Origin of the sequence: Starkeya sp. ORNL1, from assembly GCF_012971745.1 — a bacterium.
Classification (GTDB): Bacteria; Pseudomonadota; Alphaproteobacteria; order Rhizobiales; family Xanthobacteraceae; genus Ancylobacter.
The window spans coordinates 5,866,592-5,890,598 of record NZ_CP048834.1; the positions used below are offsets into that span (position 1 = coordinate 5,866,592).

A 24,007-nucleotide genomic window follows, 5' to 3' on the forward strand; every position below is an offset into this window, starting at 1 on the left:
TACGATCCCGGCTCTCCGCTTCGCTGCGGCCGGGATGACGATCCGAGGAACCGGCGACCGGCCATGCACATCCTCACCACCACCAGCGCGACGCTCGACGATCTGGTCGAGCCGGTCGATCTCGGCCAGACGCCGGGCGAGATGGTGGTGGCGTCCTTCACCGACAGCGACCTCGGCGCCTTGGCGCGGGCGTGGCGTGCCGAGCGCGACACGCTGCCCAGCCTGCGCCTCGCCAGCCTGCGCGACCTGCGCCATCCGATGTCGGTTGACCTGTGGGTCGACAAGGTCGCGTCGAAAGCGAAATTTGTCGTCGTGCGCCTGCTCGGCGGGCTCGACTGGTGGCGCTATGGCGTCGAGCGGCTGTCCGTAGTGGCACGGGAAAAGGGCATCGCGCTCGCGGTGCTGCCGGGAGAGGATCGTGACGACCCGCGCCTGAGCGAAGCGTCGACGGTGCCGGCCGCCGAGTTGGAAGCGCTGCTCGGCTATTTCCGCGCCGGCGGGCCTGCGAACATGCGGGCGCTATTGCGCCGGTTGGCGGGGTTGGAAGCGCCGGTGCCGCAAGAGGTGCCGCTCGCGGGCTTCTACGCGTGGTCCCCCTCACCCCAACCCTCTCCCCGTCGGGGAGAGGGAGCAGAAGGCGCTTCGATCGCGAAAGCCCTCTCCCCGTGGGGGAGAGGGTTGGGTGAGGGGGAAGCCCGCGCAAAGGCTGGCTCCGCAATCCCGATCATCTTCTACCGCTCTATGTGGCTCGCCGACGATACCGCTCCTGTCGACGCGCTGTGCGCCGCGCTCGAAGCGCGCGGCCTGACGCCGAAGCCGATCTTCGTCGCCAGCCTGAAGGATCCCGCCTCCGCCGCTTTCCTCACCGAGGCACTGGCAAAGCTGAATCCCACCGCCATCGTCACTCTCACCGCCTTCGCCGCCGGCGATCCCGGAGAGGCGACGGTGCTGGATGCGCCCGGCGTTCCCGTGCTGCAGGCGGTCGTCGCCACCACCAAGCGCGAGGCGTGGGCGAGCGGTGCACGTGGCCTGGCCAGCGCCGACCTTGCCATGCATGTGGTGCTGCCGGAGCTCGACGGGCGCATCCTCGCAGGCGCGCTGTCCTTCAAGGCGCCGGCGGCCGCCGATGACGACCTCGGCTTCACCGGCCTCGTCAACCGGCCGGAGCCGGACCGCATCGCGCAGGTTGCCAAGCGCGTCGCAGCACTGGCGCGCCTGCAAGCGACGCCGCGCGCAGAGCGCCGCGTCGCCGTGCTGATGCCGGACTATGCCGGCGCGCCAGGCCGCACCGGCTGGGCGGTCGGGCTCGACGTGCCGGCGAGCATCCTCTCGCTGCTCGGGGATTTGCGGGCGGCAGGGTATGCGGTCGAGGGCGTGCCGGCGGACGAGCGGGCACTGCTGGGCGCGCTATCCATTCAAGAACCACGTCATCCTGAGGTGCCCGGCGTCAGCCGGGCCTCGAAGGATGCCCGTCCGGGTGGGCGGGGCGAGCATCCTTCGAGGCTCGCTGCGCTCGCACCTCAGGATGACGTGGTTCTTTCAATCGAAGACTATCACGGCCTCCTCGCCGAACTCCCCTCGGCCGCACGCGAATCCCTCCACGCTGCCTGGGGCGATCCCGCCACCGACCCCGATGTCCACGACGGCGCCTTCCATTTCCGCGCCGCCTGGTGCGGCAATATCCTTGTCGGCATTGCGCCCGATCGCGGCCGCCACGAGCATCGACGCGCGGATTATCACGACCCCGCACTGCCGCCGCGCCATGCGCTGGTCGCCTTCGGCCTCTGGCTTCGCCATGTCGCGAAGGTCGATGCCCTCGTCCATATGGGCGCGCATGGCACGCTGGAATGGCTGCCGGGCAAGCATGTCGCGCTGACTTCGGCCTGCTTTCCGGAACTGGTGCTGGGCGCGCTCCCCATCATCTATCCCTTCATCGTCTCCAATCCCGGCGAGGCGGCGCAGGCCAAGCGACGCATCGCGGCCGTGACGCTCGGCCATTTGCCGCCGCCGCTGATCGAGGGCGGGCTCTCCGGCGATGCCCGCGAACTCGAACGCCTGCTCGACGAATATGCGCAGGCCGACGGGCTCGACCGCCGTCGGCGCGAGCGTCTGGCCATGCTCATCGTCGAGGAGGCCGAGCGTACCGGGCTCGCCCGCGAGGCGGGTGTCGGCGGCAACGCGGACGAGGCGCTGAAGCGCATCGATGCCTGGCTGTGCGATGTGAAGGAACTGCGGCTCAAGGACGGCTTCCATATTTATGGCCGCGGCGTCTGCGGCGATGCCGAGCGCGATGCTCTGCTTGCTGCATTGGATGGCCACCGCGTCGCCGCCGGGCCGGCCGGCGCGCCGGGGCGCGGACGCACCGACGTGCTGCCGACCGGGCGCAACCTCTTCACCTCGGACCCGCGCACGCTGCCGACGCCGACCGCCTTCGATCTCGGCCGCCTCGCCGCGGAGGAAGTGGTTCGCGCCTATGCGCAGGCCCATGGCGACTGGCCGCGCTCGCTGGTGCTCGACCTCTGGGGCAGCGCGTCGCTCCGCACCGGCGGCGAGGAGATCGCGCAGGGCCTCGCACTGATGGGCTGCCGGCCGATGTGGGACAACGCGACCGGCCGCATCACCGGCATCGAGGTGCTGCCGACCGCGGCGATGGGCCGGCCGCGGGTCGACGTCACCTTCCGCATCTCCGGCCTGTTCCGCGACCTGTTCCCGGCGCAGATCGCACTGATCGACGCCGCCGTCCGCGCCGTCGCCGCACGTGACGAGCCGGCGGAGGACAACCCGCTCGCGGCTACTCCAAATGCGCCGCGCATCTTCGGCACCGCGCCGGGCGCCTATGGTGCCGGCGTTGAGCAGATGCTGGGCACAGCGACGCGCGAGGAGATGGGCGACGCCTATCTCGGCGCCGCCTCCCATGCCTATGGCGGTGTGGAGGGCGAGGGGCAGGCGTCCGATGTCTTCACCGAGCGCGTTGCCACGGCGGACCTGCTGGTCCATGCCGGCGATGATCCGGGCCGCGACCTGCTGGAGGGCGATGCCGATCTTGCCTTCATCGGCGGCTTCGCCGCGGCGGCGGAACGGCTCGGCAGGATGCCGGACCTTGTCGTCCTCGACACCGCCGATCCGCTGCGGCCGCGTGCGCGCCCGCTCAGTGAGGCGCTGGCGCGCATCGTGCGCGGCCGGGCCGACCCGCGCTATCTCGCCGGGCTGATGCGTCACGGGCCGCGCGGCGCCGCCGAGATGGCGGAGACCGTCGACCGGCTGGTCGGCTTTGCCGAAACCACACGGGCGGTGCCGTCGCATCTGATCGAACTGCTGCACGACGCCTTCCTCGGCGATGCCGCGGTGCGTGATTTCCTGATGACGGCGAGCCCCGATGCCGCGCGCGTGGTGGCGGCGCGCTTCGGCGAGGCGCGCGCCAAGGGGCTCTGGCATCCGCGCCGCAACGATGTCGATGCTGGTCTCGCCGTCGTCAGCGGGGAGGCGGCGGAATGAGCGCTTCCGCGATGCGCCGCGGCGCCTGCCCGACCTTGCCGGCACCGATGGCGACCGGCGACGGCCTGCTGGCACGCATCGCACTGGCTGCGCCGATGAGGCCGAGCCAACTCACGGGTCTGGCAAAGCTCAGCCAATGCTGTGGCAATGGCATAGTTGAGCTATCCGCGCGGGGCAGCCTGCAAGTGCGCGGGCTGACCTCCGCCAGCGCGCCGGATTTCGCGGCGGGCGTCGGCGCGCTCGGTATCGCAGTGCGCGAAGGGCTGGCGGTCGAGACCAATCCGCTCGCCGGGCTCGATCCCATGGCGGCGCTCGATCCGCGTCCGTTGGCGCAGGAAATCGCGCAGCTGGCTTTGCCGTTGGCAGGTGGGCTGGCGCCAAAGGTCACGGTGATCGTCGATGGCGGCGGCGCGCTGCATCTCGATGGGCTCGCCGCCGATATCCGGCTGACGGCGCTCGATGCCGACCGGCTGGCGCTGGAGGCTGGCGGCGTGGCGCTGCGCGTCGTCGAGCGCCACGAGGCGGCGGGGACAGTGTTCCGGCTTCTGGCCCTGCTCGCTGCGCAGGGATCGGCGGCGCGGATGGCAGACCTCGTGGCCCGATCTCTACGACCTCATCCTGAGGTGCCGCCGCAGGCGGCCTCTAAGGATGTTGAAGCAAGGCAACGCCCATCTGTGGCGAGCATCCTTCGAGGCTCGGGCTTTGCCCGAGCACCTCAGGATGAGGTTGTCAAAGAAACCAGTCATCAACGCCCACCCGCCGAGCCCATCGGCATCCACAGCCTCACGGACGGCCGCCTCGCACTCGGCCTCGGCCTCGCCTTTGGCCAGACCGACCATGCCGCTGTGGCCGGGCTTGCGGCGCTTGCCGAACGGGCCGGGGCCTCAAGCGTCGCCACCTGCTTCGGACGCGCGCTGCTTATCATCGGCGTGACCGAGCCGAGCGCCGACATGGGTCGCCGCGAAGCCGCCGCCCTCGGCTTCATCACGGATCCCAACGATCCGCGCCGCTCCGTTTCAGCCTGTCCGGGCCGGCCGGCCTGCGCCTCCGGCCGCATCGAAACGCGCGCGCTGGCGGCTGAACTGGCGCCGCTCGCGGCGGGGCGCAGCCTGCACGTTTCGGGTTGCGCCAAGGGGTGCGCGCATCCCGGTGCGGCCGATCTCACCATAGTGGGGGTGGACGGCGGGGCCGGTCTCGTGGTCGAAGGCGTGCCGCGCGACGCGCCACGGCTCATCGTCCTAGAGACGGAGCTGGCGGCAGCCGCGCACCGCATTCTGGAGAAGCATGGTGGCTGAGGCGCATCCATTCGACTATGTGCGCGACGGCGCCGCCATCTATGAGCGTTCCTTCGCCATCATCCGCGAAGAGGCCGATCTCGGCCGCTTCACGCCGGAGGAGGCCGACGTCGCGGTGCGAATGATCCATGCCTGCGGGCTGGTCGAAGCCGCCACCGCCATCGATTTCGGGCGCGGCGTGGTGCGCGCGGGCCGCGCTGCGCTTCAAGCCGGCGCGCCGGTCCTGTGCGATGCCGAGATGGTGGCGCGCGGCATCACGCGCGCCCGCCTGCCGGCGAGCAATGAGGTGATCTGCACGCTGCGCGATCCCGCCGTGCCGCGGCTGGCGGAGGAGCGCGGCACCACACGCTCGGCGGCGGCGCTGGAGCTGTGGCGGCCTTATCTCGACGGCGCCGTGGTCGCCATCGGCAATGCGCCGACCGCCTTGTTCCGGCTGCTGGAAATGCTGGAGGAGGGCGCGCCGCAACCGGCGGCGATCCTCGGCATTCCCGTCGGCTTTGTCGGCGCGGCGGAGTCCAAGGATGCGCTGGCGGCGGGCGATCATGGCGTGCCGTGGCTGGTGGTGCGCGGGCGTCTCGGCGGGAGTGCCATGACCGCCGCGGCCATCAATGCGCTGGCGAGGGCCGGCATATGACAGGCCGTTTGATCGGCGTCGGCGTCGGCCCCGGCGATCCGGAACTGATGACGCTGAAGGCGGTGCGCGCGCTCGGCGAGGCCGATGTCGTCGCCTATTTCGCCAAACTCGGAAATGGCAGCCATGCCCGCGCCACCGCGTGTGCCCATTTTCGCGTGGGTGCGGAGGAATTGGCGCTGGGCTACCCGGTGACGACCGAGGCGCACCGGCATGACGAGGCTTATCGCGCCGCGATCACCGGCTTCTATGACGACTCCGCCCGCACGGTGGCGGCACATCTCGATGCCGGGCGCACCGTGGCGGTGCTCTCCGAGGGCGATCCGCTGTTCTACGGTTCCTACATGCACCTGCATGTGCGCCTTGCGTCGAGGTATGCCGCCGAGGTGATCCCCGGCGTCACCGGCATGTCCGGTTGCTGGTCGCAGGCCGGCACGCCCATCGCGCAAGGCGATGACGTGCTCTGCGTGCTGCCGGGCACGCTCGACGAGGATGAACTGGCACGGCGGCTGCGCGAGGCCGACGCCGCGATCATCATGAAGGTCGGACGCAACCTGCCGAAGATCCGCCGCGCGCTGGCGAGCGCCGGCCGGCTGCAGCGCGCGCTCTATGTCGAGCGCGGCACCATGGAAGGCGGACACTCGCTTCCGCTCGCCGAGCGCGACGAGGCGCCGGCACCGTATTTCGCTATCGTGCTGGTGCCGGGCTGGGAGGCCAGGTCGTGAGTGGGCGGCTGGTGGTCGTTGGGCTCGGGCCGGGCGACGAGCGCTTCCTGACGCCGCAGGCGGCGGAAGCGCTCGCCGTGGCCGAGGTGCTCTACGGCTATGAACCCTATCTCGCCCGTGTGCCGGAGTGCCCCGGCCAGACCCGCCACGCCTCCGACAACCGCGAGGAGCTTGGCAGGGCAAGGGCTGCGCTTGAGCATGCCTCAAGCGGAGCCAGGGTCGCGATGGTCTCGGGCGGCGATCCCGGCGTGTTCGCCATGGCCGCCGCGGTGATCGAGGCGATCGAGGCCGGGCCTGCCAAGTGGCGCGCGCTCGATATCGAGGTGGTGCCGGGCATTACCGCCATGCTCGCGGTGGCGGCCAAGGCAGGTGCGCCGCTGGGCCATGATTTCTGCGCCATCTCGCTTTCCGACAATCTCAAGCCCTGGGATCTGGTGGAACGCCGTGTGAGGCTGGCGGCCGAGGCGGGCTTCGTCATCGCGTTCTACAATCCGGTCTCGAAGGCGCGGCCGTGGCAGCTCGGCACCGCGTTCGATCTGCTGCGCGGCGTGCTGCCGGCGGGAACGCCGGTGATGTTCGGCCATGCGGTGGGGCGCGTGGACGAGCGGCTGGCGGTAGTGCCGCTCGGCGAGGCGCGTTCCGACATGGCGGACATGGCGACCTGCATCATCATCGGCTCGGCGGAGACGCGCGTGGTGGAGCGGGAAGGAATGCCGCCGCTGGTCTACTCGCCGCGGAGTGCGAGGGCGGCGGGGTGAGCGTTGAGCCACACCATCGCCGCCTCGACGCTGCCTGCCGTCGGCACCTCCGGGCGGGGCGGGCGCTTTACCAGGATCACCTCGATGCCGAGCGTCCGCGCCGCGGCGATCTTGCCGTAGGTGGCATCGCCGCCGCTGTTCTTGGCGAGCACGGCGTCGATGCGGTGCCGCTTCAGCAAGTCGCGCTCCTCCCCTTCGGGAAACGGTCCGCGCGCCACGATATAGTGCGCCTCATCCAGCCGCAGCGGCGGCTCGACCGGATCGACGCTGCGCACCCAATAGGCATGCTGAGGCGCCGCTTCCAGCGCGCTCACCTCGTTGCGGCCGAGCGCGACCAGCACGCGGCGCGACGTCGCACCGAGCAAGCTGACCGCTTCCGCCACATCGGCCGCCTCGCGCCAGATGTCGCCGGGCTGGTGCTCCCAGGGGGCACGAGCCAGGGCGAGCAGCGGTACGCCGGCGAGCCGCGCCGCTTCGGCCGCGTTGAAGGACATGGTGGCGGCGAACGGGTGGGTGGCGTCGACCAGCGCGTCGATCGCTTCGGCACGCAGATACTCCGCCAGCCCGCCCGCGCCGCCGAAGCCGCCGACGCGGATCGTAGCCGGCATATCGAGCGGCTTGCGCGTGCGCCCGGCAAGGGACACGGTGACATTGATGTCGTCGCGCGCAGCGAGGCGTTCCGCCAGCAGGCGCGCCTCGGTGGTGCCGCCGAGAATGAGGATGCGGCGGGTGGACACGTCTATGGCTAATCCCGGTTCCATTGCGCCCGACCATGCGCCGGGCGCGCGCTGGCTGTCCATTGTCGGCATCGGCGAGGATGGCGCGACGGGCCTGTCGCCCACGGCGCAGGCCTTGATCTCCGAGGCGGAGATCGTGTTCGGCGGCCGGCGGCACCTCGCGCTCGCCGGTGACCTGGTGCGCGGCCAGGCGTTCAACTGGCCGAGCCCGCTCAACGACGGCATTGCCGCCGTGCTCGCCTTGCGCGGCCGGCGGGTCTGCGTGGTCGCCTCCGGCGATCCGTTCTTTTATGGCGTCGGGGCCACGCTGGCGCGCCACGTGCCGGCCGCCGAGATGCGGGTGATGCCGGCGCCTTCCGCCTTCAGCCTTGCCGCCGCCCGGCTCGGCTGGGCCTTGCAGGATGTGGTCTGCCTTTCGGTGCATGGGCGGGCGGTGGAACTGATACGCCCGCATCTGCACCCGGGCCGGCAGATCCTTGTGCTGACATCGGATGGCGAGGGACCCGCGGCGGTGGCGCGGCTGCTCGACCGTGACGGTTTCGGTGCCTCGAAAATGCACGTGCTGGAAGCGCTGGGGGGCGGGCGCGAGCGGGTGCGCAGCGGCTGTGCCGCCGATCTGGGCTCCGAGGAGGTCGATGCGCTGAACCTTGTCGGCATCGAGGTCGTCGCGGAGGAAGGCGCGCGCATCGTCCCGTTGACGCCCGGCCTGCCGGACGACTGCTTCGAGAATGACGGCCAGCTCACCAAGCGCGACATTCGCGCAGTGACGCTCGCCGCGCTGGCGCCGCGCCGGGGCGAGCTGTTGTGGGACATCGGCGCCGGCGCCGGTTCGGTCGCCATCGAATGGATGCTGGCCGATCCCTCGCTGCGCGCCGTCGCGGTGGAGGAGCGGACGGTGCGCGCCGCGCGGGTCCGCAGCAATGCGTGGAGCCTTGGCGTACCCGGGCTTGAGGTGGTGGAGGGCCGCGCGCCGGCCGCGTTGGCGGGACTGCCGATACCGGACGCCATCTTCATCGGCGGTGGGGCGGGCGACGAAGGCGTGCTCGACTCCGCCATCGCGGCGCTGCGTCCGGAGGGGCGGCTCGTCGTCAATGCCGTCACGCTGGAGACCGAGGCGCTGCTGCTGGCAAAGCAGGCCACGCTCGGCGGCGAACTGGTGCGCATCGCCGTCTCCCATGCGGCGCCGGTCGGCACCGTCACCGGCTGGCGACCTTCCATGCCGGTCACGCAATGGCGCTGGGTGAAGCCATGACGACGAAGTTCGTCGCCGGCATAGGCAGCCGGCGCGGCGTCACCGCGCGCGAGGTGCGCGCCGCGGTCGAGGGTGCCATGGCCCGCTACGAAGTGAAGCTGTGCGACATCTCGCTGATGGCGACGCCGGCGCTGAAGGGCAGTGAGGCCGGCATCATGACCGCAGCGCTCGATCTCGGTCTGTTGCTGGTCATGGTGCCGCAGGCGCAGATGGAAGCTGCCGCGGCCCGCACCGTGAGCCATTCCGACCGCGTGGTGGCGCTGATGGGCGTGCCTTCGGTTGCCGAAGCCGCGGCGCTTGCGGTGGCCGGGCGGCGTTCCAGCCTGGTCGGGCCGCGCTTCGTGCTCGGCTCCGTCACCTGCGCGCTGGCGCGGGAGGAGGACAAGACGTGAGCGTGCATTTCATCGGCGCCGGGCCTGGCGCCGCAGATCTCATCACGCTGCGCGGCCGCGATCTCATCGCCCGCTGTCCGGTGTGCCTTTATGCCGGCTCCATAGTGCCGCCGGAGATGCTCGCCTGGTGTCCGCCGGGCGCGCGCATCGTCGACACCGCGCCGCTCTCGCTCGACGAGATCGAGGCGGAATATGTCGCGGCCGATGCGGCCGGGCTCGATGTGGCGCGGCTGCATTCCGGCGACCTCGCCATCTATTCCGCGGTGGCCGAACAGGTGCGCCGGCTGGAGCGCCTAGGCATCGCCTATACGCTGACCCCGGGCGTGCCGGCCTTTGCGGCGGCGGCGGCGGTGCTGGGGCGCGAGCTCACCGTGCCGGAAGTGGCGCAGAGCGTGGTGCTGACGCGGGTTTCGGGACGCGCTTCCGCCATGCCTTCGGGCGAGACGCTGGCCGCCTTCGGAGCGACGGGCGCGACGCTGGTCCTGCATCTCGCCATCCACGCGCTGGAACGGATCGTCGCCGAACTCACGCCGCTCTATGGCGCGGAGTGTCCGGTGGCGGTGGTGGTGGAGGCGACGCGGCCGCGCGAGCGGGTGCTGCGCGGGACGCTCAGTGACATTGCCGGGCAGGTGGCGGGCGAGCCGGTGGAGCGGATGGCGCTGATCCTGGTGGGGCCGGCGCTCGGTGCGCAGACATTCCGCGAGAGCGCGCTGTACGACGCGGCGTATCAGCGGCGGTTCCGGGGGCGCGGGTGAGGGCGCACGGGGTGGGCATCCTTCGAGGCTTGGGCTTTGCCCAAGCACCTCAGGATGACGTTCATCTGAAAGAACCACGTCATCCTGAGGTGCGAGCCCACGGGTCTTGCCTTTGGCAAGCCCGAGGACAGGCTCCGCGAGCCTCGAAGGATGCTGAAGCAGGGCAAGCTCCATGACCGCACGCGGCCTCATCATCGCCGCGCCGCGCTCCGGCTCCGGCAAGACCACGCTGACGCTCGGCGTCGTCGGGGCGTTGAGGCGGCGCGGCGTCAAGGTGCGCGCGGTGAAATCGGGGCCTGATTATATCGACCCCGCCTTCCATGCCGCGGCCAGCGGCCGGCCGGGACTGAACCTCGACAGCTTCGCCATGCCGCCGGAACTCATCGACGCGCTGGCGGGCGAGGCGGCGGAGGATGCCGACCTCGTCATCATCGAGGCCTCGATGGGCCTGTTCGACGGCGTGTATGGCACGCCGGAGCGCACTGGCGCGGCGGCGGATCTTGCCGCCCGGCTCGGCCTGCCGGTTGTGCTGGTGCTCGACATTTCCGGCCATTCGCAATCCGCCGCGGCTGTGGTGCGCGGCTTCGCCACCCACGATCCGGCGGTACGTATTGCGGGCGTGGTGCTCAACAAGTCGGCAAGCCCACGCCACCGCGCCCAGGCCAGCGAAGCCATCGGCGCGCTCGGTATCCCGCTCTTGGGCAGCCTGCCGCGCGAGGCGGCGATGACGTTGCCGGAGCGCCATCTCGGCCTGGTGCAGGCGCAGGAGCATCCCGCGCTGGCGGCCCATCTCGCCAGCCTCGCGGATTTTGCTGCGCAGCATGTCGATCTCGATGCGCTGATGGCGATCGGCGCGCCGGTGGCGGCCGGTGCCGCGCCGGCCATCGCGGTGCCGCCGCCGGGGCAGCGGATCGCGCTGGCGCAGGATGCCGCCTTCAGCTTCACCTATGAGCACATGCTGGCCGGCTGGCGACGCGCCGGGGCGGAGGTCGTCACCTTCTCGCCGCTCGCGGACGAGGCCCCGCCGGAGGATTGCGACGCCTGCTGGCTGCCGGGCGGCTATCCCGAGCTGCATGGCGCGCGGCTCGCAAGCGCCTCGCGCTTCCGCGCCGGCATGGTCGCGTTCGCGCAAACCCGGCCGGTCCATGGCGAGTGCGGCGGCTACATGGTGCTTGGCCGCACGCTGGAGGATGTCGATCACAAGACCCACGAGATGCTGGCATTGCTCAAGCATTGCACCAGCTTTGCCAGGCGAAAGCTAAACCTTGGCTATCGCCAGGCCAGCCTGCTCGCAGACTCGCCACTGGGTCCGGCCGGCACCCGCTTGCGTGGTCACGAATTCCATTACGCCACTGTCACGGAACGCGGCGACGATGCGCCGCTTGTCGCGTTGGCGGATGGGCAAGGTAATGAGATGGGTCATGCGGGAAGCCGCAGCGGCCTTGTCTCGGGCGCCTTCTTCCACGTCATCGCCATGGAGTGAATCATGAACGCCTTTCGCCGTCTGCTCGTGCTGTTCGCCGGCCTGCTCGGCGCGGCCGGCGTCGCGGCTGCCGCGGCCGCGGCGCACATGACCAGCGATCCGGCGCTCGCCACCGCGGCGCAGTTCCTTATGATCGGCGCCGTCGCGCTCGCGGCCTGCGCCGCGCTCGGGGCGGCGGCGGGCGGGCAAGGCTGGTCGTTTTCAGATGTTGGCGGCGGGCTGATCGGCCTCGGCACGGCGCTGTTCAGCGGCGCCCTGGCGGCGCGGGTGCTGTGGGACGTGTCGATTTTTCCCATGGCCGCGCCAACGGGCGGTATGGTCCTGATCGTCGGCTGGCTGGCACTCGGCCTTGCGGCCTTCCAGCGCGGGCGCAGCGCGACCACGTGAAACTGGCCAAAAGGTTGCATGCAGATGGATGATGCCCGCGGCGTTTTCGGTCCTCGAAGGACAGGGCCGCGCGGCGTCGAGACGGGAGCATAAGCTGCACATGACAGTCGGGGTCGAAGAAAAAATGCTCGAGAAAGTGGAAGCCGCGCCGCGCGCGGAGCAGCCCGCTGCCAGTGACGACGTCGCGAAGTTCCGCGCCGCCGTCATCGCCAAGCTCACTTATGCGGTCGGCAAGAACCCGGCAGCGGCGAGCGACCGCGACTGGTTCCTCGCCACCGCCTTCGCAACCCGCGACCGCATCGTCGACCGCTGGATCACCTCGACGCGCCAGACCTATTCGGAAGGCCGCAAGCGGGTTTACTACCTCTCGCTGGAATTCCTGATCGGCCGGCTGCTGTTCGACGCGCTGACCAATCTCGAAATGCTCGACACGGTGCGCGCCGCGCTCGGCGATCTCGGCGTCGATCTCGACCGGCTGCGCCAGGTGGAGCCGGACGCCGCGCTTGGCAATGGCGGCCTCGGAAGGTTGGCCGCCTGCTTCATGGAAAGCATGGCGACGCTCTCCATCGCCGCCTATGGCTACGGCATCCGCTACGATCACGGCCTGTTCCGGCAGGTGGTGAAGAATGGCTGGCAGCAGGAATATCCCGAGGACTGGCTGTCCTTCGGCAATCCCTGGGAATTTGAGCGGCCGGAAGTGTTCTACGATGTCGGCTTCGGCGGCTCGGTGGAAGCCGTCGCCACGGGCGGCGATCGCAAGAAGCAGGTCTGGCACCCGAGCGAGACGGTCGAGGCGGTGGCCTATGACACTCCGATCGTCGGCTGGCGCGGCAAGCATGTGAACACGCTGCGGCTGTGGTCGGCGCGTGCCGCCGATCCGCTGCGGCTCGACGCCTTCAACCAGGGCGACCATGTCGGCGCGCTGGTCGAGCAGGTGAAGGCGGAGTCGATCTCCAAGATCCTCTATCCGAGCGACGCCACCCCGGCGGGCCAGGAACTGCGGCTGCGCCAGGAGTATTTCTTCACCGCCGCCTCGTTGCACGATCTGATGCGCCGCCACGTCGACAGCTTCGGCGACGTGCGCTCGCTGCCCGACAAAGTGTCGATCCAGCTCAACGACACCCACCCGTCGATCGCGGTGGTCGAGCTGATGCGTGTTTTGGTCGACGATCACGACCTCGCTTTCGACGAGGCGTGGGACATCACCCAGCGCACCATCTCCTACACCAACCACACGCTGCTGCCGGAGGCGCTGGAGACCTGGCCGGTGCCGCTGATGGAGCGGGTGCTGCCGCGCCACATGCAGCTGATCTACCTGATCAACGCCATGCATCTCGATGCGGTGAAGCAGAAATTCCCCGGCGACGACGCGCTGCTGAGCTCGGTCTCGCTGATCGAGGAAGGGCAGGGCCGCCGCGTGCGCATGGGCAACCTCGCCTTCATCGGCTCGCATTCGATCAACGGCGTCGCCGGCCTGCACAGCGACCTGATGAAGGTCACGGTGTTCAAGGACCTGCACCGGGTGTTCCCGGACCGCATGAACAACAAGACCAACGGCATCACCTTCCGCCGCTGGCTCTACCAGTCCAATCCCGGCCTGTTGAACCTGCTTGTCGATGTCTGCGGGCCGGAGGTGCTGGACGATCCGGGCGCGCTCAAGAAGCTGGAGCCGCTGGCCGCCGATGTCGCGCTGCATGAGCGCCTTGCCGTCGTGCGCCGGCAGAACAAGGTGAACCTTGCCCGCGTGATCCGCGACCGGCTCGACATCAAGGTCAATCCGGGCGCGCTGTTCGACGTGCAGATCAAGCGCATCCACGAATACAAGCGCCAGTTGCTGAACATATTGGAGACCATCGCGCTCTATGAGGCGATGCGCGCCAATCCGGCGAAGAACTGGGCGCCGCGGGTGAAGATCTTCGCCGGCAAGGCGGCGGCGAGCTATGCCCAGGCCAAGCTCATCATCAAGCTCGCCAATGATGTGGCGAAGGTGGTGAATGACGACCCGACGGTGCGCGACCTTTTGAAGGTGGTGTTCCTGCCGAACTACAATGTCTCGCTCGCCGAGGTCATCATCCCCGCGGCGGACCTGTCCGAGCAGATCTCGACCGCCGGCATGGAAGCCTCCGGCACCGGCAACATGAAGATGGCGCTGAACGGCGCGCTGACCATCGGCACGCTCGACGGCGCCAATGTCGAGATCAAGCAGCATGTCGGCGACGACAACATCTTCATCTTCGGCCTGACTGCCGCGGAGGTCGAGGAGCGCCGCCGCGTCGGCATCGACGAGTTCTCCGCCATCTCGGCGTCGGAGCATCTCGGCGAGGTGCTGGACGCCATCGAGTCCGGCGTGTTCTCGCCGGGCGAGCGCGACCGCTTCAAGCCGCTTGTCAATGCGCTGCGCCACCATGATTACTTCCTGGTGACGTCGGACTTCGACGCCTATTGGAACGCGCAGCGCGCGGTCGATGCCAAGTGGAACAACCGTGACGCCTGGTGGACCTCGAGCGCCATCAACACCGCCAACATGGGGTGGTTCTCGTCCGACCGCACCATTTCCGAATATGCCAAGGACATCTGGAACGTGCCGGTTCGCGCCCCTCGCGCGCCCTGACCGCTGCCGCCCGCCGGTCTTTCGCCGGCTGCCTGATCTGCCCCGGGGGCGCAATGTCCCCGGGATTTGGCGAAATGCGGGTATCCAGTAATACCTGCGGCGAAGTAGCTGCCGATCAAGTGCTTGCAGGCAGTGGACTTTGGCGCGGTGGTAGCGGAACCTTCACTCTCGTCCGGACTTGGTGACGCGTCCGGAGCGCAGGAAAGGTGGTAGAGCATGTTGGCGTGGCAGGCGCCCGACCGCGAGGTCGACGCACTGGTGGGAGCCCGCCATGCTGATCCATTCGCGCTGCTCGGGCCCCATGAGGCAGAAGGCGGCGTTGTCATCCGCGCCTTCGTCCCCAATGCAGCAACCCTGGAAGCCATAGAGGATGACGGCAGCGTCATCGCCGATCTCTGGCGACGCAACGATGCCGGCTTCTTCGAGGGCTTCGCCCCCGGTCGCCCGGTCTGGGCGCGCTACCGCCTGCGGGCCCGAAATGAGGGCGGCGAGTGGGTGCTGCGCGACCCCTACAGCTTCGGCCCCATGCTGGGCGAGGTCGACGATTATCTGCTGATCGAAGGCACCCATCGCCAGCTCTATGAGCGGCTCGGCGCCCATGTGGCGACGCACGAGGGCGTGGCCGGCACCGGCTTCGCGGTGTGGGCGCCCAATGCGGCGCGGGTCTCGGTGGTCGGCGACTTCAATGGCTGGGACGGGCGCCGCCACCAGATGCGCAAGCGCGTCGATAGCGGGCTATGGGAGATCTTCGCCCCCGATGTCGGTGAGGGTACGATCTACAAATACGAGATCGTCTCCCATGACGGCCGGCTGCTGCCACTCAAGGCCGATCCATTCGGCTTTCGCGGCGAGTTCCGTCCCGCGACCGGCTCGGTGGTGGCACGTACCGACGACTTCACCTTCCATGACGAGTTGCACATTTCGGCGCGGGCCGAGGGCGAGGCGCGGCGCAAGCCGATGTCGATCTATGAGGTGCATCTCGGCTCGTGGCGGCGCGGCGAGGGAAACCGCTTCCTCTCTTATGACGAACTCGCCGGCCAACTGGTGCCTTATGCCGCCTGGATGGGCTTCACCCATATCGAATTGCTGCCGATCTCCGAGCATCCGCTCGATGCCTCGTGGGGCTACCAGCCGATCGGCCTGTTCGCGCCGACCAGCCGCTTCGGCGATCCGGACGGCTTCGCACGCTTCGTCGACCGCGCGCACCAGGCCGGCCTCTCGGTGATCCTCGACTGGGTGCCGGCGCATTTCCCCACCGACATTCATGGCCTCGCGCATTTCGACGGCACGCCGCTCTATGAGCACGCCGATCCCAAGCGCGGCTTCCATCCCGACTGGAACACCGCGATCTATGATTTCGGCCGGCGCGAGGTGGCGAACTTTCTCACCGCCAGCGCGCTCTATTGGCTCGACCGCTTCCATGTCGATGGGCTGCGCGTCGATGCGGTGGCCTCGATGCTCTATCTCAATTACTCGCGCAAAGAGGGCGAGTGGTCGCCCAATCCGGACGGTTCCAACGACAACAAGGACGCCGTCTCGTTTGTCAGGCGCGCCAACACCACGGTCTATGCCGAGCATCCCGGCAGCGTGGTGATCGCCGAGGAATCTACCTCATGGGCCGGAGTCTCGCAGCCGGTCCATGCCGGCGGCCTCGGCTTCGGCTTCAAGTGGAACATGGGCTGGATGCACGACACGCTCGACTACATGGCGATAGATCCGGTGTACCGGCGCTGGCACCACGACAAGATCACCTTCGGGCTGATGTACGCCTTCTCGGAGAATTTCGTGCTGCCGATCTCGCACGATGAAGTCGTGCACGGGAAGGGCACCGTATTCACCCGCATGGGCGGCGCCGACGACTGGCAGAAGTTCGCGACCATGCGCGCCTATTATGCGCTGATGTGGGCCTATCCCGGCAAGAAGCTGCTGTTCATGGGCCAGGAATTCGCCCAGCGCTCGGAATGGAGCGAGGAGCGCTCGCTCGACTGGCACCTGATGGATATGGGGCCGCATCATTGCGGCATGCAATTGCTGGTGCGCGAGCTGAACGGGCTCTATCGCCAGCACCCGGCGCTGCATGCGCGCGACTGCGAGCCGGACGGCTTCCAGTGGATCGTGGTCGATGATGCCGACCAGTCGGTGTTCGCCTGGCTGCGCACCGACGGCGAGCATCCCCCGGTGGTGATGGTCTCGAACTTCACCCCGGTGCCGCGCCCTTTCTATCGCCTCGGCCTGCCGCAGGCCGGGCGCTGGCGTGAAATCCTCAATACCGATGCCGGCGAGTATGGTGGCTCCGGCATGGGCAATCTCGGTGGTACGCAAGCATACGACATTCCCGCGCATGGCCAGCCGGCCAGCGCAGAAATCGTGCTGCCGCCGCTTGCAACCGTTTATTTCCAGTTGGACCCGGAGTCATGATGCGCTCATTCCGGGCAGGGCGTGATCGAGGAGTGTCCTTCCAATGACGAGGCCGGCGCAAACCAATGCTCCCATCTCCCGCACGGCCATGGCCTATGTGCTCGCCGGTGGTCGCGGCAGCCGGTTGATGGAACTCACCGACCGGCGAGCCAAGCCGGCGGTGTATTTCGGCGGCAAGTCCCGCATCATCGACTTCACATTGTCCAACGCGCTGAATTCCGGCATCCGCCGCATCTGCGTGGCGACGCAGTACCAGGCGCACAGCCTGATCCGCCACATGCAGCGCGGCTGGAACTTCTTCCGTCCGGAGCGCAACGAGAGCTTCGACGTGCTCCCCGCCAGCCAGCGCGTATCCGAGACCATGTGGTATCTCGGCACGGCGGATGCGGTCTATCAGAACCTCGACATCATCGAGGGCTACGAGCCGAAGCACATCATCATCCTGGCCGGCGACCACGTCTACAAGCAGGACTACGAGGTGATGCTGCAGCAGCACGTCGACCAGAACGCCGACGTCACCGTGGGCTGCCTCGAAGTGCCGCGTAGCGAGGGCAGCGCTTTCGGCGTGATGCATGTCGACGAGGAGGACCGCATCATCTCCTTCCTGGAGAAGCCCAAGAATCCGCCGGCCATGCCTGGTCATCCGGACAAGGCGCTGGCCAGCATGGGCATCTATGTGTTCGAGACCAAGTTCCTGATCGACCAGCTGAAGCGCGATGCCGCCGATCCGAACTCGACGCATGATTTCGGCAAGGACATCATCCCCTACATCGTCAAGCACGGCTCGGCGCGGGCGCACCATTTCTCGCGCTCTTGCGTTCGCTCGACTCAGGAGACCGCGCCGTACTGGCGCGACGTCGGCACGGTGGACGCCTATTGGGAGGCGAATATCGACCTCACCGGCGTGGTGCCCGAACTCGATCTCTACGATCGCGACTGGCCGATCTGGACCTATGGCGAGATCACCCCGCCGGCCAAGTTCGTCCATGATGACGAAGGCCGTCGCGGGCAGGCGATATCTTCGCTGGTCTCCGGCGGCTGCATCGTCTCCGGCTCCTCGCTGCGCCGTGCGCTGCTTTTCACCGGGGTGCGGGTGAATTCCTATGGCAGCATCGAGAACGGGGTGATCCTGCCTTATGTCGAGGTCGGCCGCTCGGCGCGGCTGAAGAATGTCGTCATCGACTCCCACGTGCGCATTCCCGAGGGCCTCGTGGTCGGGGAGGACCCCGAGCTCGACGCCAAGCGCTTCCGTCGTACCGACAAGGGCATCTGCCTCATCACCCAGCCCATGATCGACCGGCTGGGATCCTGAGCCCCATGTCCGAATTGAAGGTCCTCTCGGTCGTCTCCGAGGTGTTTCCGCTGGTCAAGACCGGCGGGCTCGCCGATGTCGCCGGCTCGCTGCCGCTCGCGCTCGTCGCCGAGAACATCGCTGTGCGCACCCTCGTGCCCGGCTATCCCGCAGTGAAGGCGGGCATCGGCAAGGCGGAGGCGGTGCACACCTTCGACCATCTGTTCGGCGGGCCGGCGCGGCTGCTCGCGGCCAAGGCGCACGGGCTCGATTTGTTCGTGATCGACGCGCCGCATCTCTATGACCGACCCGGTGGGCCCTATGTCGGCGCCGACGGCAAGGACTATCCCGACAACGCCATACGCTTCGCCGCGCTCGGCGCGGTGGCCTCGGGGATCGGCTTCGGGCTGGTGCCTGCCTTCGTACCGGACGTGGTGCACGCCCATGACTGGCAGGCCGGCCTCGCGCCGGCCTATCTGCATTATGCCGGCGGGCGCCGCCCGGCCAGCGTGACGACGATCCACAACATCGCCTTCCAGGGGCAGTTCCCGCGCCAGCTGATGCCGGCGCTCGGCCTGCCGCCGCACGCCTTCGCCATCGACGGCGTCGAATATTACGGCATGATCGGCTTCCTGAAGGCCGGGCTCCAGCTCTCCGACCGCATCACCACGGTCTCGCCCGGCTATGTCGGCGAGATATTGCTGCCCGAGGGCGGCATGGGGCTGGAGGGCCTGCTCAACCTGCGGCGCTCCGCGCTGCACGGCATCATCAATGGGCTCGACACCGAGGTCTGGAACCCGGCGACCGACGCGCTGATCGCGGCGCCGTTCGACGCCAGGACGATCAAGGCGCGCGTCGCCAACAAGGCGGCGCTGAAAGGACGGTTCGGGCTCGATCTCGACGCGAAGGCGCTGCTGTTCGGCGTGGTAAGCCGGCTGTCCTGGCAGAAGGGCCTGGACATGCTGGCGGATTCGCTCGGCACGCTGCTCGATTTGGGCGCGCAGCTCGCCGTGCTCGGTTCCGGCGATCCCTGGCTCGCCGAGCGCTTCACCGGTGCCGCGCGGGCCAATCCCGGCCGCATCGCCACCGTGCTTGGCTATGATGAGGCGCTGGCCCATCTGGTGCAGGCCGGCTGCGATGCGCTGCTGGTGCCGTCCCGCTTCGAGCCGTGCGGTCTCACCCAGCTCTCGGCGATGCGCTACGGCGCGCTCCCGGTGGTGGCGCGGGTCGGCGGGCTCGCCGACACGGTGGTGGATGTGAACGAGATGGCGAAAGCGGCGGGCGTCGGCACCGGCGTCCAGTTCTCGCCGGTATCGGCGCCGGCGTTGCAGGGCGCGCTGCGCCGCACCGGGGCGCTGTGGGCCGACCAGCCTACCTGGCGCAAGATCCAGCGCAACGCGATGGCGACCGACGTGTCGTGGCGCCTGCCGGCCGCGCAGTATGCCAGGCTGTTCCGCGACGTCGTCGCGGAGCGCGCGGCATGAGCGCGCTCGCCGTCACCGCCGGCCACCCCGAGCCGCTCGGCGTCACCGCGGATGCTGACGGCGTCAATGTCGCGGTGTTCTCGGCCAATGCCGAGGCGATCGAGTTCTGCCTGTTCGACGAGGCCGACAGCGAGACCGCGCGCATCACGCTGCCGGCGCGCAGCGGCGACGTATTCCATGGGCATGTCACCGGCATCGCGCCCGGCGCGCGCTACGGGCTGCGCGCTCATGGGCCGTGGCGTCCGGAAGCGGGCCACCGCTTCAACCCGCACAAGCTGCTGGTCGATCCTTACGCCGAGCAGCTCGACCGGCCATTCCGGCTCGATGCCGCGCTGTTCGACCAGCGCGCGCTGGGTGCGGCGGAGGACGAGACGGACAGCGCGCCGTTCGTGCCGAAGGCCATCGTTCAGCCGTCCGATGGTGCGCCGCCGGCCGCCCGGAGGCCGTTCGATTGGGGCGACCAGGTGATCTATGAGCTGCATGTGCGCGGCTTCACCAAGCGCCATCCCGGCATTCCCGAGGCGTTGCGCGGCACCTTTGCGGGGCTCACCGAGCCGGCCGCCATCGAGCATCTGGTGCGGCTCGGCATCTCCACCGTCGAACTGATGCCGTCAATGGCGTGGATCGACGAGCGCCATCTGCCGCCGCTCGGGCTCGCCAATTACTGGGGCTACAATCCGGTGGTGTTCGGCGCGCCGGATGTGCGCCTTGCGCCGGGCGGCTTTGCCGAGGTGCGCGCGACCATCGCCAGGCTGCACGAGGCCGGCATCGCCGTGGTGCTCGACGTGGTGCTGAACCATTCCGGCGAGAGCGACGCATTCGGGCCGACCATCTCGCTGCGCGGGCTCGACAACGCCACCTATTATCGCCACGCGCTCAGTGATCCCGGCCTGCTCATCAATGATGCCGGCACCGGCAACACGCTGGCGCTGGAGCGCGCGCCGGTGACGCGGCTCGCCATGGATTGCCTGAGGCGCTGGGCGCGCACCGGGCTCGACGGCTTCCGCTTCGATCTGGCGGCGACGCTCGGGCGGCGGCCGGAGGGCTTCGATCCCAATGCACCGTTCCTCGCCGCCATGCAGCAGGACCCGGAACTGCGCGATCTCGCACTGATCGCCGAGCCTTGGGATATCGGGCCAGGCGGCTATCAGGTCGGCAATTTCCCGGCGCTCTGGGGCGAGTGGAACGACCATTATCGCGACACGGCGCGGCGCTTCTGGCGGGGCGATGCCGGCATGCTGGGCGAGATGGCGACGCGGCTCGCGGGTTCGGCCGACGTGTTTGCCGGGCGGCATCGGCCGCTGTCACGCGGCATCAATTTCGTCACCGCTCATGACGGCTTTTCGCTCGCCGACCTCATCTCCTATGCGGGCAAGCACAATGAGGCGAATGGCGAGCACAATCGCGATGGAAACAGCGACAACCTGTCGTGGAACCACGGCGTTGAGGGACCGAGCGAGGATCCCGCGATCAAGGCACTGCGGCAAGGCGATGCGCGGGCGCTGCTGGCGAGCCTGATCGCCTCGCGCGGCACGCCGATGCTCACCATGGGCGACGAGTGCGGGCGTACCCAGCGCGGCAACAACAATGCTTATGCGCAGGACAATGAGCTGACCTGGCTCGACTGGACGCAGTTCGATGGCTCTCTTGCAGAGTTCGCAGGAGCGCTGGTCAAGCTGCGGCGGCGTCACCGAGCGCTGCGACTTGAGGCGCCGCTGACCGGGCGGCCGATCGATGCCAGCGCGATACCGGATGTCGAATGGCGCGCGCTGGGCGGCGGCGCGGTGGATTGGGGCAATGCGCAGGAGCGTGGGCTGGTCGCGGTGTTCTACGCGCCGGCAAGCGCGAGCGAAGCTGCTGACCGGGTGCTGGTGGCGCTGAATGGCGGCGCGCTGGCCGGTGAGGTGGTGCCGCCGGTTTCGCGCGACGGTTTCGTCTGGCGGGTGGGGGCGGATAGCTCTGTCGAAAGTGTCCGTCATCCCGGCCGCAGCGGCGAAGCCGCGGAGAGCCGGGATCGTTCTCAGGATGAAGAACTGGGGAGCGATCCCGGCTCTGCGCTTCGCTCCGGCCGGGATGACGTCTTCATTGGCTCAGAATCCTTCCCCATCCAGCCGCGCTCGGTACTTATCCTGATCGAGGAGGCGGCACCGCAGGGCGGGCGGCGTGCTACCGATCCGGCGCTGCTGGAGCGGCTGGCGAGTGCGGCCGGAATCGCGCCGGAATGGTGGGATGTCTCCGGCAACCACTATCCGGTCGGCGACGATACCAAGCGGGCCTTGCTCGCCGCGCTGCATCTGCCGGCCGGCACCGGCGACGAGGCGCGCGACAGTCTGGCCCGGCTCTCCGATCAGGAGTTCGGCCGCGACTTGCCTCACGCTCTGGTGGTGCGCGACGGGACGCCGGGTCGGCTGCGGCTCGGCGGTGCGGTGGCGCGTGAGCGGCGGCGGCTGGAACTGCGCCTGCTGCTGGAGGATGGCGGCGAGCAGGTGCTTGTCATCGGCGCGGAAGACGGCGAACGCGCCGAGTTGCAGCGCCCGGACGGGCGCATGGCTCCGGTGCGCTACGTCACGCTGCCGCAACTCCCGATCGGGCGGCATCGCATCGCGCTCGGCGAGGTATCGTGTCGGCTCACCATTGCCCCCGCGGCCTGCTATCTGCCGGAGCCGATGGAGCGCCGCTTCGGCGTGACCGCGCATCTCTATACGTTGCGCCGCGCGGTCGGCGACCAGGGCATCGGCGACTTCACGGCGCTGGGCATGCTGGCCGAGGCGGCGGCGCAGCAGGGCGCGGCGACCCTCGGCCTCAATCCGCTGCACGCGCTGTTCCCCACCGAGCCGGAGCGGGCCAGCCCCTATCACCCCTCCGACCGGCGCTTCCTCGATCCGATCTATATCGACGTCGCGGCGATTGGCGGTGGGGCTGCGGTGAACGCGGCGCTCGCCGCGCAGGCGCCGCACTTCGCCGCGCTGGCAGCGAAAGGCCATGTCGACTACACCGGCGTTCGCGCCGCCAAGGCCGCGGTGCTGGAGGCCGCGTTCGCCGGCTTCGAGGGCGCTGGCGACCCGGACTTCGAGCGCTTCGTGCGCGAAGGTGGCGCAACGCTGCAGCGTTTCGGCCTGTTCGAAGCCATTGCCGCGGCCTATCCGGGAACCGCCTGGCAGGACTGGCCCGCCGAACTGCGCCATCCGGAATCCACCGACGTCAAGGCATTTGCGCAGGCGAACGCCGGCGCGGTGTGGTTCGCGCTGTGGCAACAGTGGGTGGCAGATCGTCAGTTCAGCGCTGCCGCCTCTCGCGCGCGTGCCGCGGGGCTCGAACTCGGCTTCTATCGCGACCTCGCGGTCGGTACCGCGCCGAACGGCGCCGCGGCATGGGTCGACCCCGACCTGTTGATGCGCGGCGTCAGCGTCGGCGCGCCGCCCGATCCGCTCGGGCCCGAAGGGCAGAACTGGAACCTGCCGCCGCCCGATCCCTTCGCGATGAAGCGCGACGGCTATGACGGTTTCGGCGAGTTGGTTGCGGCGAACATGCGCCATGCCGGAGCGCTGCGCATCGACCATGTGATGGGGCTGCGGCGTCTGTTCCTGATACCGGACGGCGCCAGCGGCGCAGAGGGCGCCTATCTCGCCTATCCGTTCGAGGAGCTTGCCGGGCAAGTTGCGCTGGAGAGCGTGAGGGCGCGCTGCTTCGTGGTCGGCGAGGACCTCGGCACGGTGCCATTCGGCATGCGCGAGCAACTCAGCGAGGAGCGCATGCTGTCCTACCGGGTGCTGTGGTTCGAGCGTGCGAATGGTGGCTTCGCGCCGCCGGAGAGCTATCCGGCGATGGCCGTGGCGTGCGTGTCGACCCATGACCTGCCGACGCTGTCCGGCTGGTGGGAGGGCGTCGACATCAATGAGCGCCTGGCCCTCGGCTTCGAGGACGCCGCCGCAGCGAACGAGGCGCGGGAACAGCGGCAGGAGGAGAAGGCACAGCTGATTGCCGCCCTCGTCGAAGAAGAATTGCTCGATGCTCCCGAGGCTCTCGACGGTGCGTTGCCGCAGGACGTGCTGGTCGCGGTGCATCGCTTCGTCGCCCGCACCGGATCGATGCTGGCGCTGACCCAGCTCGACGACCTCGCCGGCGAACAGGTGGCGGTGAATCTGCCAGGCACCGACCGCGAACGGCCGAACTGGCGACGCCGGCTTGCCTCGAGTGTCGAGGAGGTGCTGGCAAGCGCCGCGGCTGAGTCGGCGCTCGCTGCGATGCGCACTGAGCGACCGCGCTGAAGTCACGTTTCCGCTTATCCACAGG

The 24,007-nt window shown here is 69.1% G+C and carries 16 protein-coding genes; 15 read left to right on the forward strand and 1 reads right to left on the reverse strand.

Annotated features, from left to right (window positions below; genetic code table 11):
* Nucleotides 1–63 precede the first annotated feature (63 nt).
* The 5 genes from cobN to G3545_RS27525 are packed head-to-tail and all read left to right on the forward strand — an operon-like array spanning nt 64 to nt 6,904.
* On the forward strand, nt 64–3,495 hold the full coding sequence (cobN, locus tag G3545_RS27505) for a cobaltochelatase subunit CobN (protein ID WP_170017480.1): 3,432 nt from the start codon (nt 64–66) through the stop codon (nt 3,493–3,495).
* Nucleotides 3,496–3,506: 11 nt separating this feature from the next.
* Nucleotides 3,507–4,790, forward strand: coding sequence for a precorrin-3B synthase (cobG, locus tag G3545_RS27510; RefSeq protein WP_246702588.1), 1,284 nt, complete (start codon nt 3,507–3,509; stop codon nt 4,788–4,790).
* Entirely contained in the window at nt 4,783–5,424 is a 642-nt protein-coding gene (locus G3545_RS27515; RefSeq protein WP_246702589.1) for a precorrin-8X methylmutase, read from the forward strand. Before cobG ends, G3545_RS27515 begins: the two co-directional genes overlap by 8 nt.
* Nucleotides 5,421–6,146, forward strand: coding sequence for a precorrin-2 C(20)-methyltransferase (locus tag G3545_RS27520; protein WP_170017483.1), 726 nt, complete (start codon nt 5,421–5,423; stop codon nt 6,144–6,146). Before G3545_RS27515 ends, G3545_RS27520 begins: the two co-directional genes overlap by 4 nt.
* Nucleotides 6,143–6,904 (forward strand): precorrin-3B C(17)-methyltransferase, encoded by a 762-nt coding sequence (locus tag G3545_RS27525; protein WP_170017484.1) that lies wholly within the window; start codon nt 6,143–6,145, stop codon nt 6,902–6,904. Before G3545_RS27520 ends, G3545_RS27525 begins: the two co-directional genes overlap by 4 nt.
* On the opposite strand, the gene G3545_RS27530 is transcribed toward G3545_RS27525, so the two are convergent.
* A complete protein-coding gene (locus tag G3545_RS27530; protein ID WP_246702590.1) occupies nt 6,871–7,641 on the reverse strand; it encodes a cobalt-precorrin-6A reductase in 771 nt (256 codons plus the stop codon). The genes G3545_RS27525 and G3545_RS27530 overlap by 34 nt on opposite strands.
* 4 nt (nt 7,642–7,645) lie before the next feature.
* On the opposite strand from G3545_RS27530, the gene cbiE reads away from it, so the two are divergent.
* The 10 genes from cbiE (at nt 7,646) to glgX (ending at nt 23,982) form a co-directional block, all read left to right on the forward strand.
* Nucleotides 7,646–8,893, forward strand: coding sequence for a precorrin-6y C5,15-methyltransferase (decarboxylating) subunit CbiE (gene cbiE / locus G3545_RS27535; protein ID WP_206151350.1), 1,248 nt, complete (start codon nt 7,646–7,648; stop codon nt 8,891–8,893).
* Nucleotides 8,890–9,285: a cobalamin biosynthesis protein gene (locus G3545_RS27540; RefSeq protein ID WP_170017487.1), complete on the forward strand. Its 396-nt coding sequence runs from the start codon at nt 8,890–8,892 to the stop codon at nt 9,283–9,285. Before cbiE ends, G3545_RS27540 begins: the two co-directional genes overlap by 4 nt.
* The gene (cobM, locus tag G3545_RS27545; RefSeq protein ID WP_170017488.1) at nt 9,282–10,040 is read left to right on the forward strand and encodes a precorrin-4 C(11)-methyltransferase; all 759 of its coding nucleotides are present in this window, start codon (nt 9,282–9,284) and stop codon (nt 10,038–10,040) included. The genes G3545_RS27540 and cobM overlap by 4 nt, the downstream gene beginning before the upstream one ends.
* 172 nt (nt 10,041–10,212) lie before the next feature.
* Entirely contained in the window at nt 10,213–11,523 is a 1,311-nt protein-coding gene (locus tag G3545_RS27550) for a cobyrinate a,c-diamide synthase (protein WP_170017489.1), read from the forward strand.
* 3 nt (nt 11,524–11,526) lie between these two features.
* Complete coding sequence (locus tag G3545_RS27555; protein ID WP_170017490.1) at nt 11,527–11,910, forward strand: DUF423 domain-containing protein; 384 nt, start codon at nt 11,527–11,529, stop codon at nt 11,908–11,910.
* A 124-nt stretch (nt 11,911–12,034) separates the two neighbouring features.
* Nucleotides 12,035–14,521 carry a glycogen/starch/alpha-glucan phosphorylase gene (locus G3545_RS27560; RefSeq protein ID WP_246702591.1) on the forward strand — a complete coding sequence of 829 codons (2,487 nt, stop codon included), beginning with the start codon at nt 12,035–12,037 and terminating at the stop codon, nt 14,519–14,521.
* 216 nt (nt 14,522–14,737) lie between these two features.
* Nucleotides 14,738–16,939 (forward strand): 1,4-alpha-glucan branching protein GlgB, encoded by a 2,202-nt coding sequence (gene glgB / locus G3545_RS27565; protein WP_170017492.1) that lies wholly within the window; start codon nt 14,738–14,740, stop codon nt 16,937–16,939.
* Between the two features lie 43 nt (nt 16,940–16,982).
* Entirely contained in the window at nt 16,983–18,251 is a 1,269-nt protein-coding gene (glgC, locus tag G3545_RS27570; RefSeq protein WP_170017493.1) for a glucose-1-phosphate adenylyltransferase, read from the forward strand.
* Between the two features lie 5 nt (nt 18,252–18,256).
* The gene (glgA, locus tag G3545_RS27575; RefSeq protein WP_170017494.1) at nt 18,257–19,714 is read left to right on the forward strand and encodes a glycogen synthase GlgA; all 1,458 of its coding nucleotides are present in this window, start codon (nt 18,257–18,259) and stop codon (nt 19,712–19,714) included.
* A complete protein-coding gene (gene glgX, locus G3545_RS27580; protein WP_170017495.1) occupies nt 19,711–23,982 on the forward strand; it encodes a glycogen debranching protein GlgX in 4,272 nt (1,423 codons plus the stop codon). Before glgA ends, glgX begins: the two co-directional genes overlap by 4 nt.
* Nucleotides 23,983–24,007: the final 25 nt, after the last annotated feature.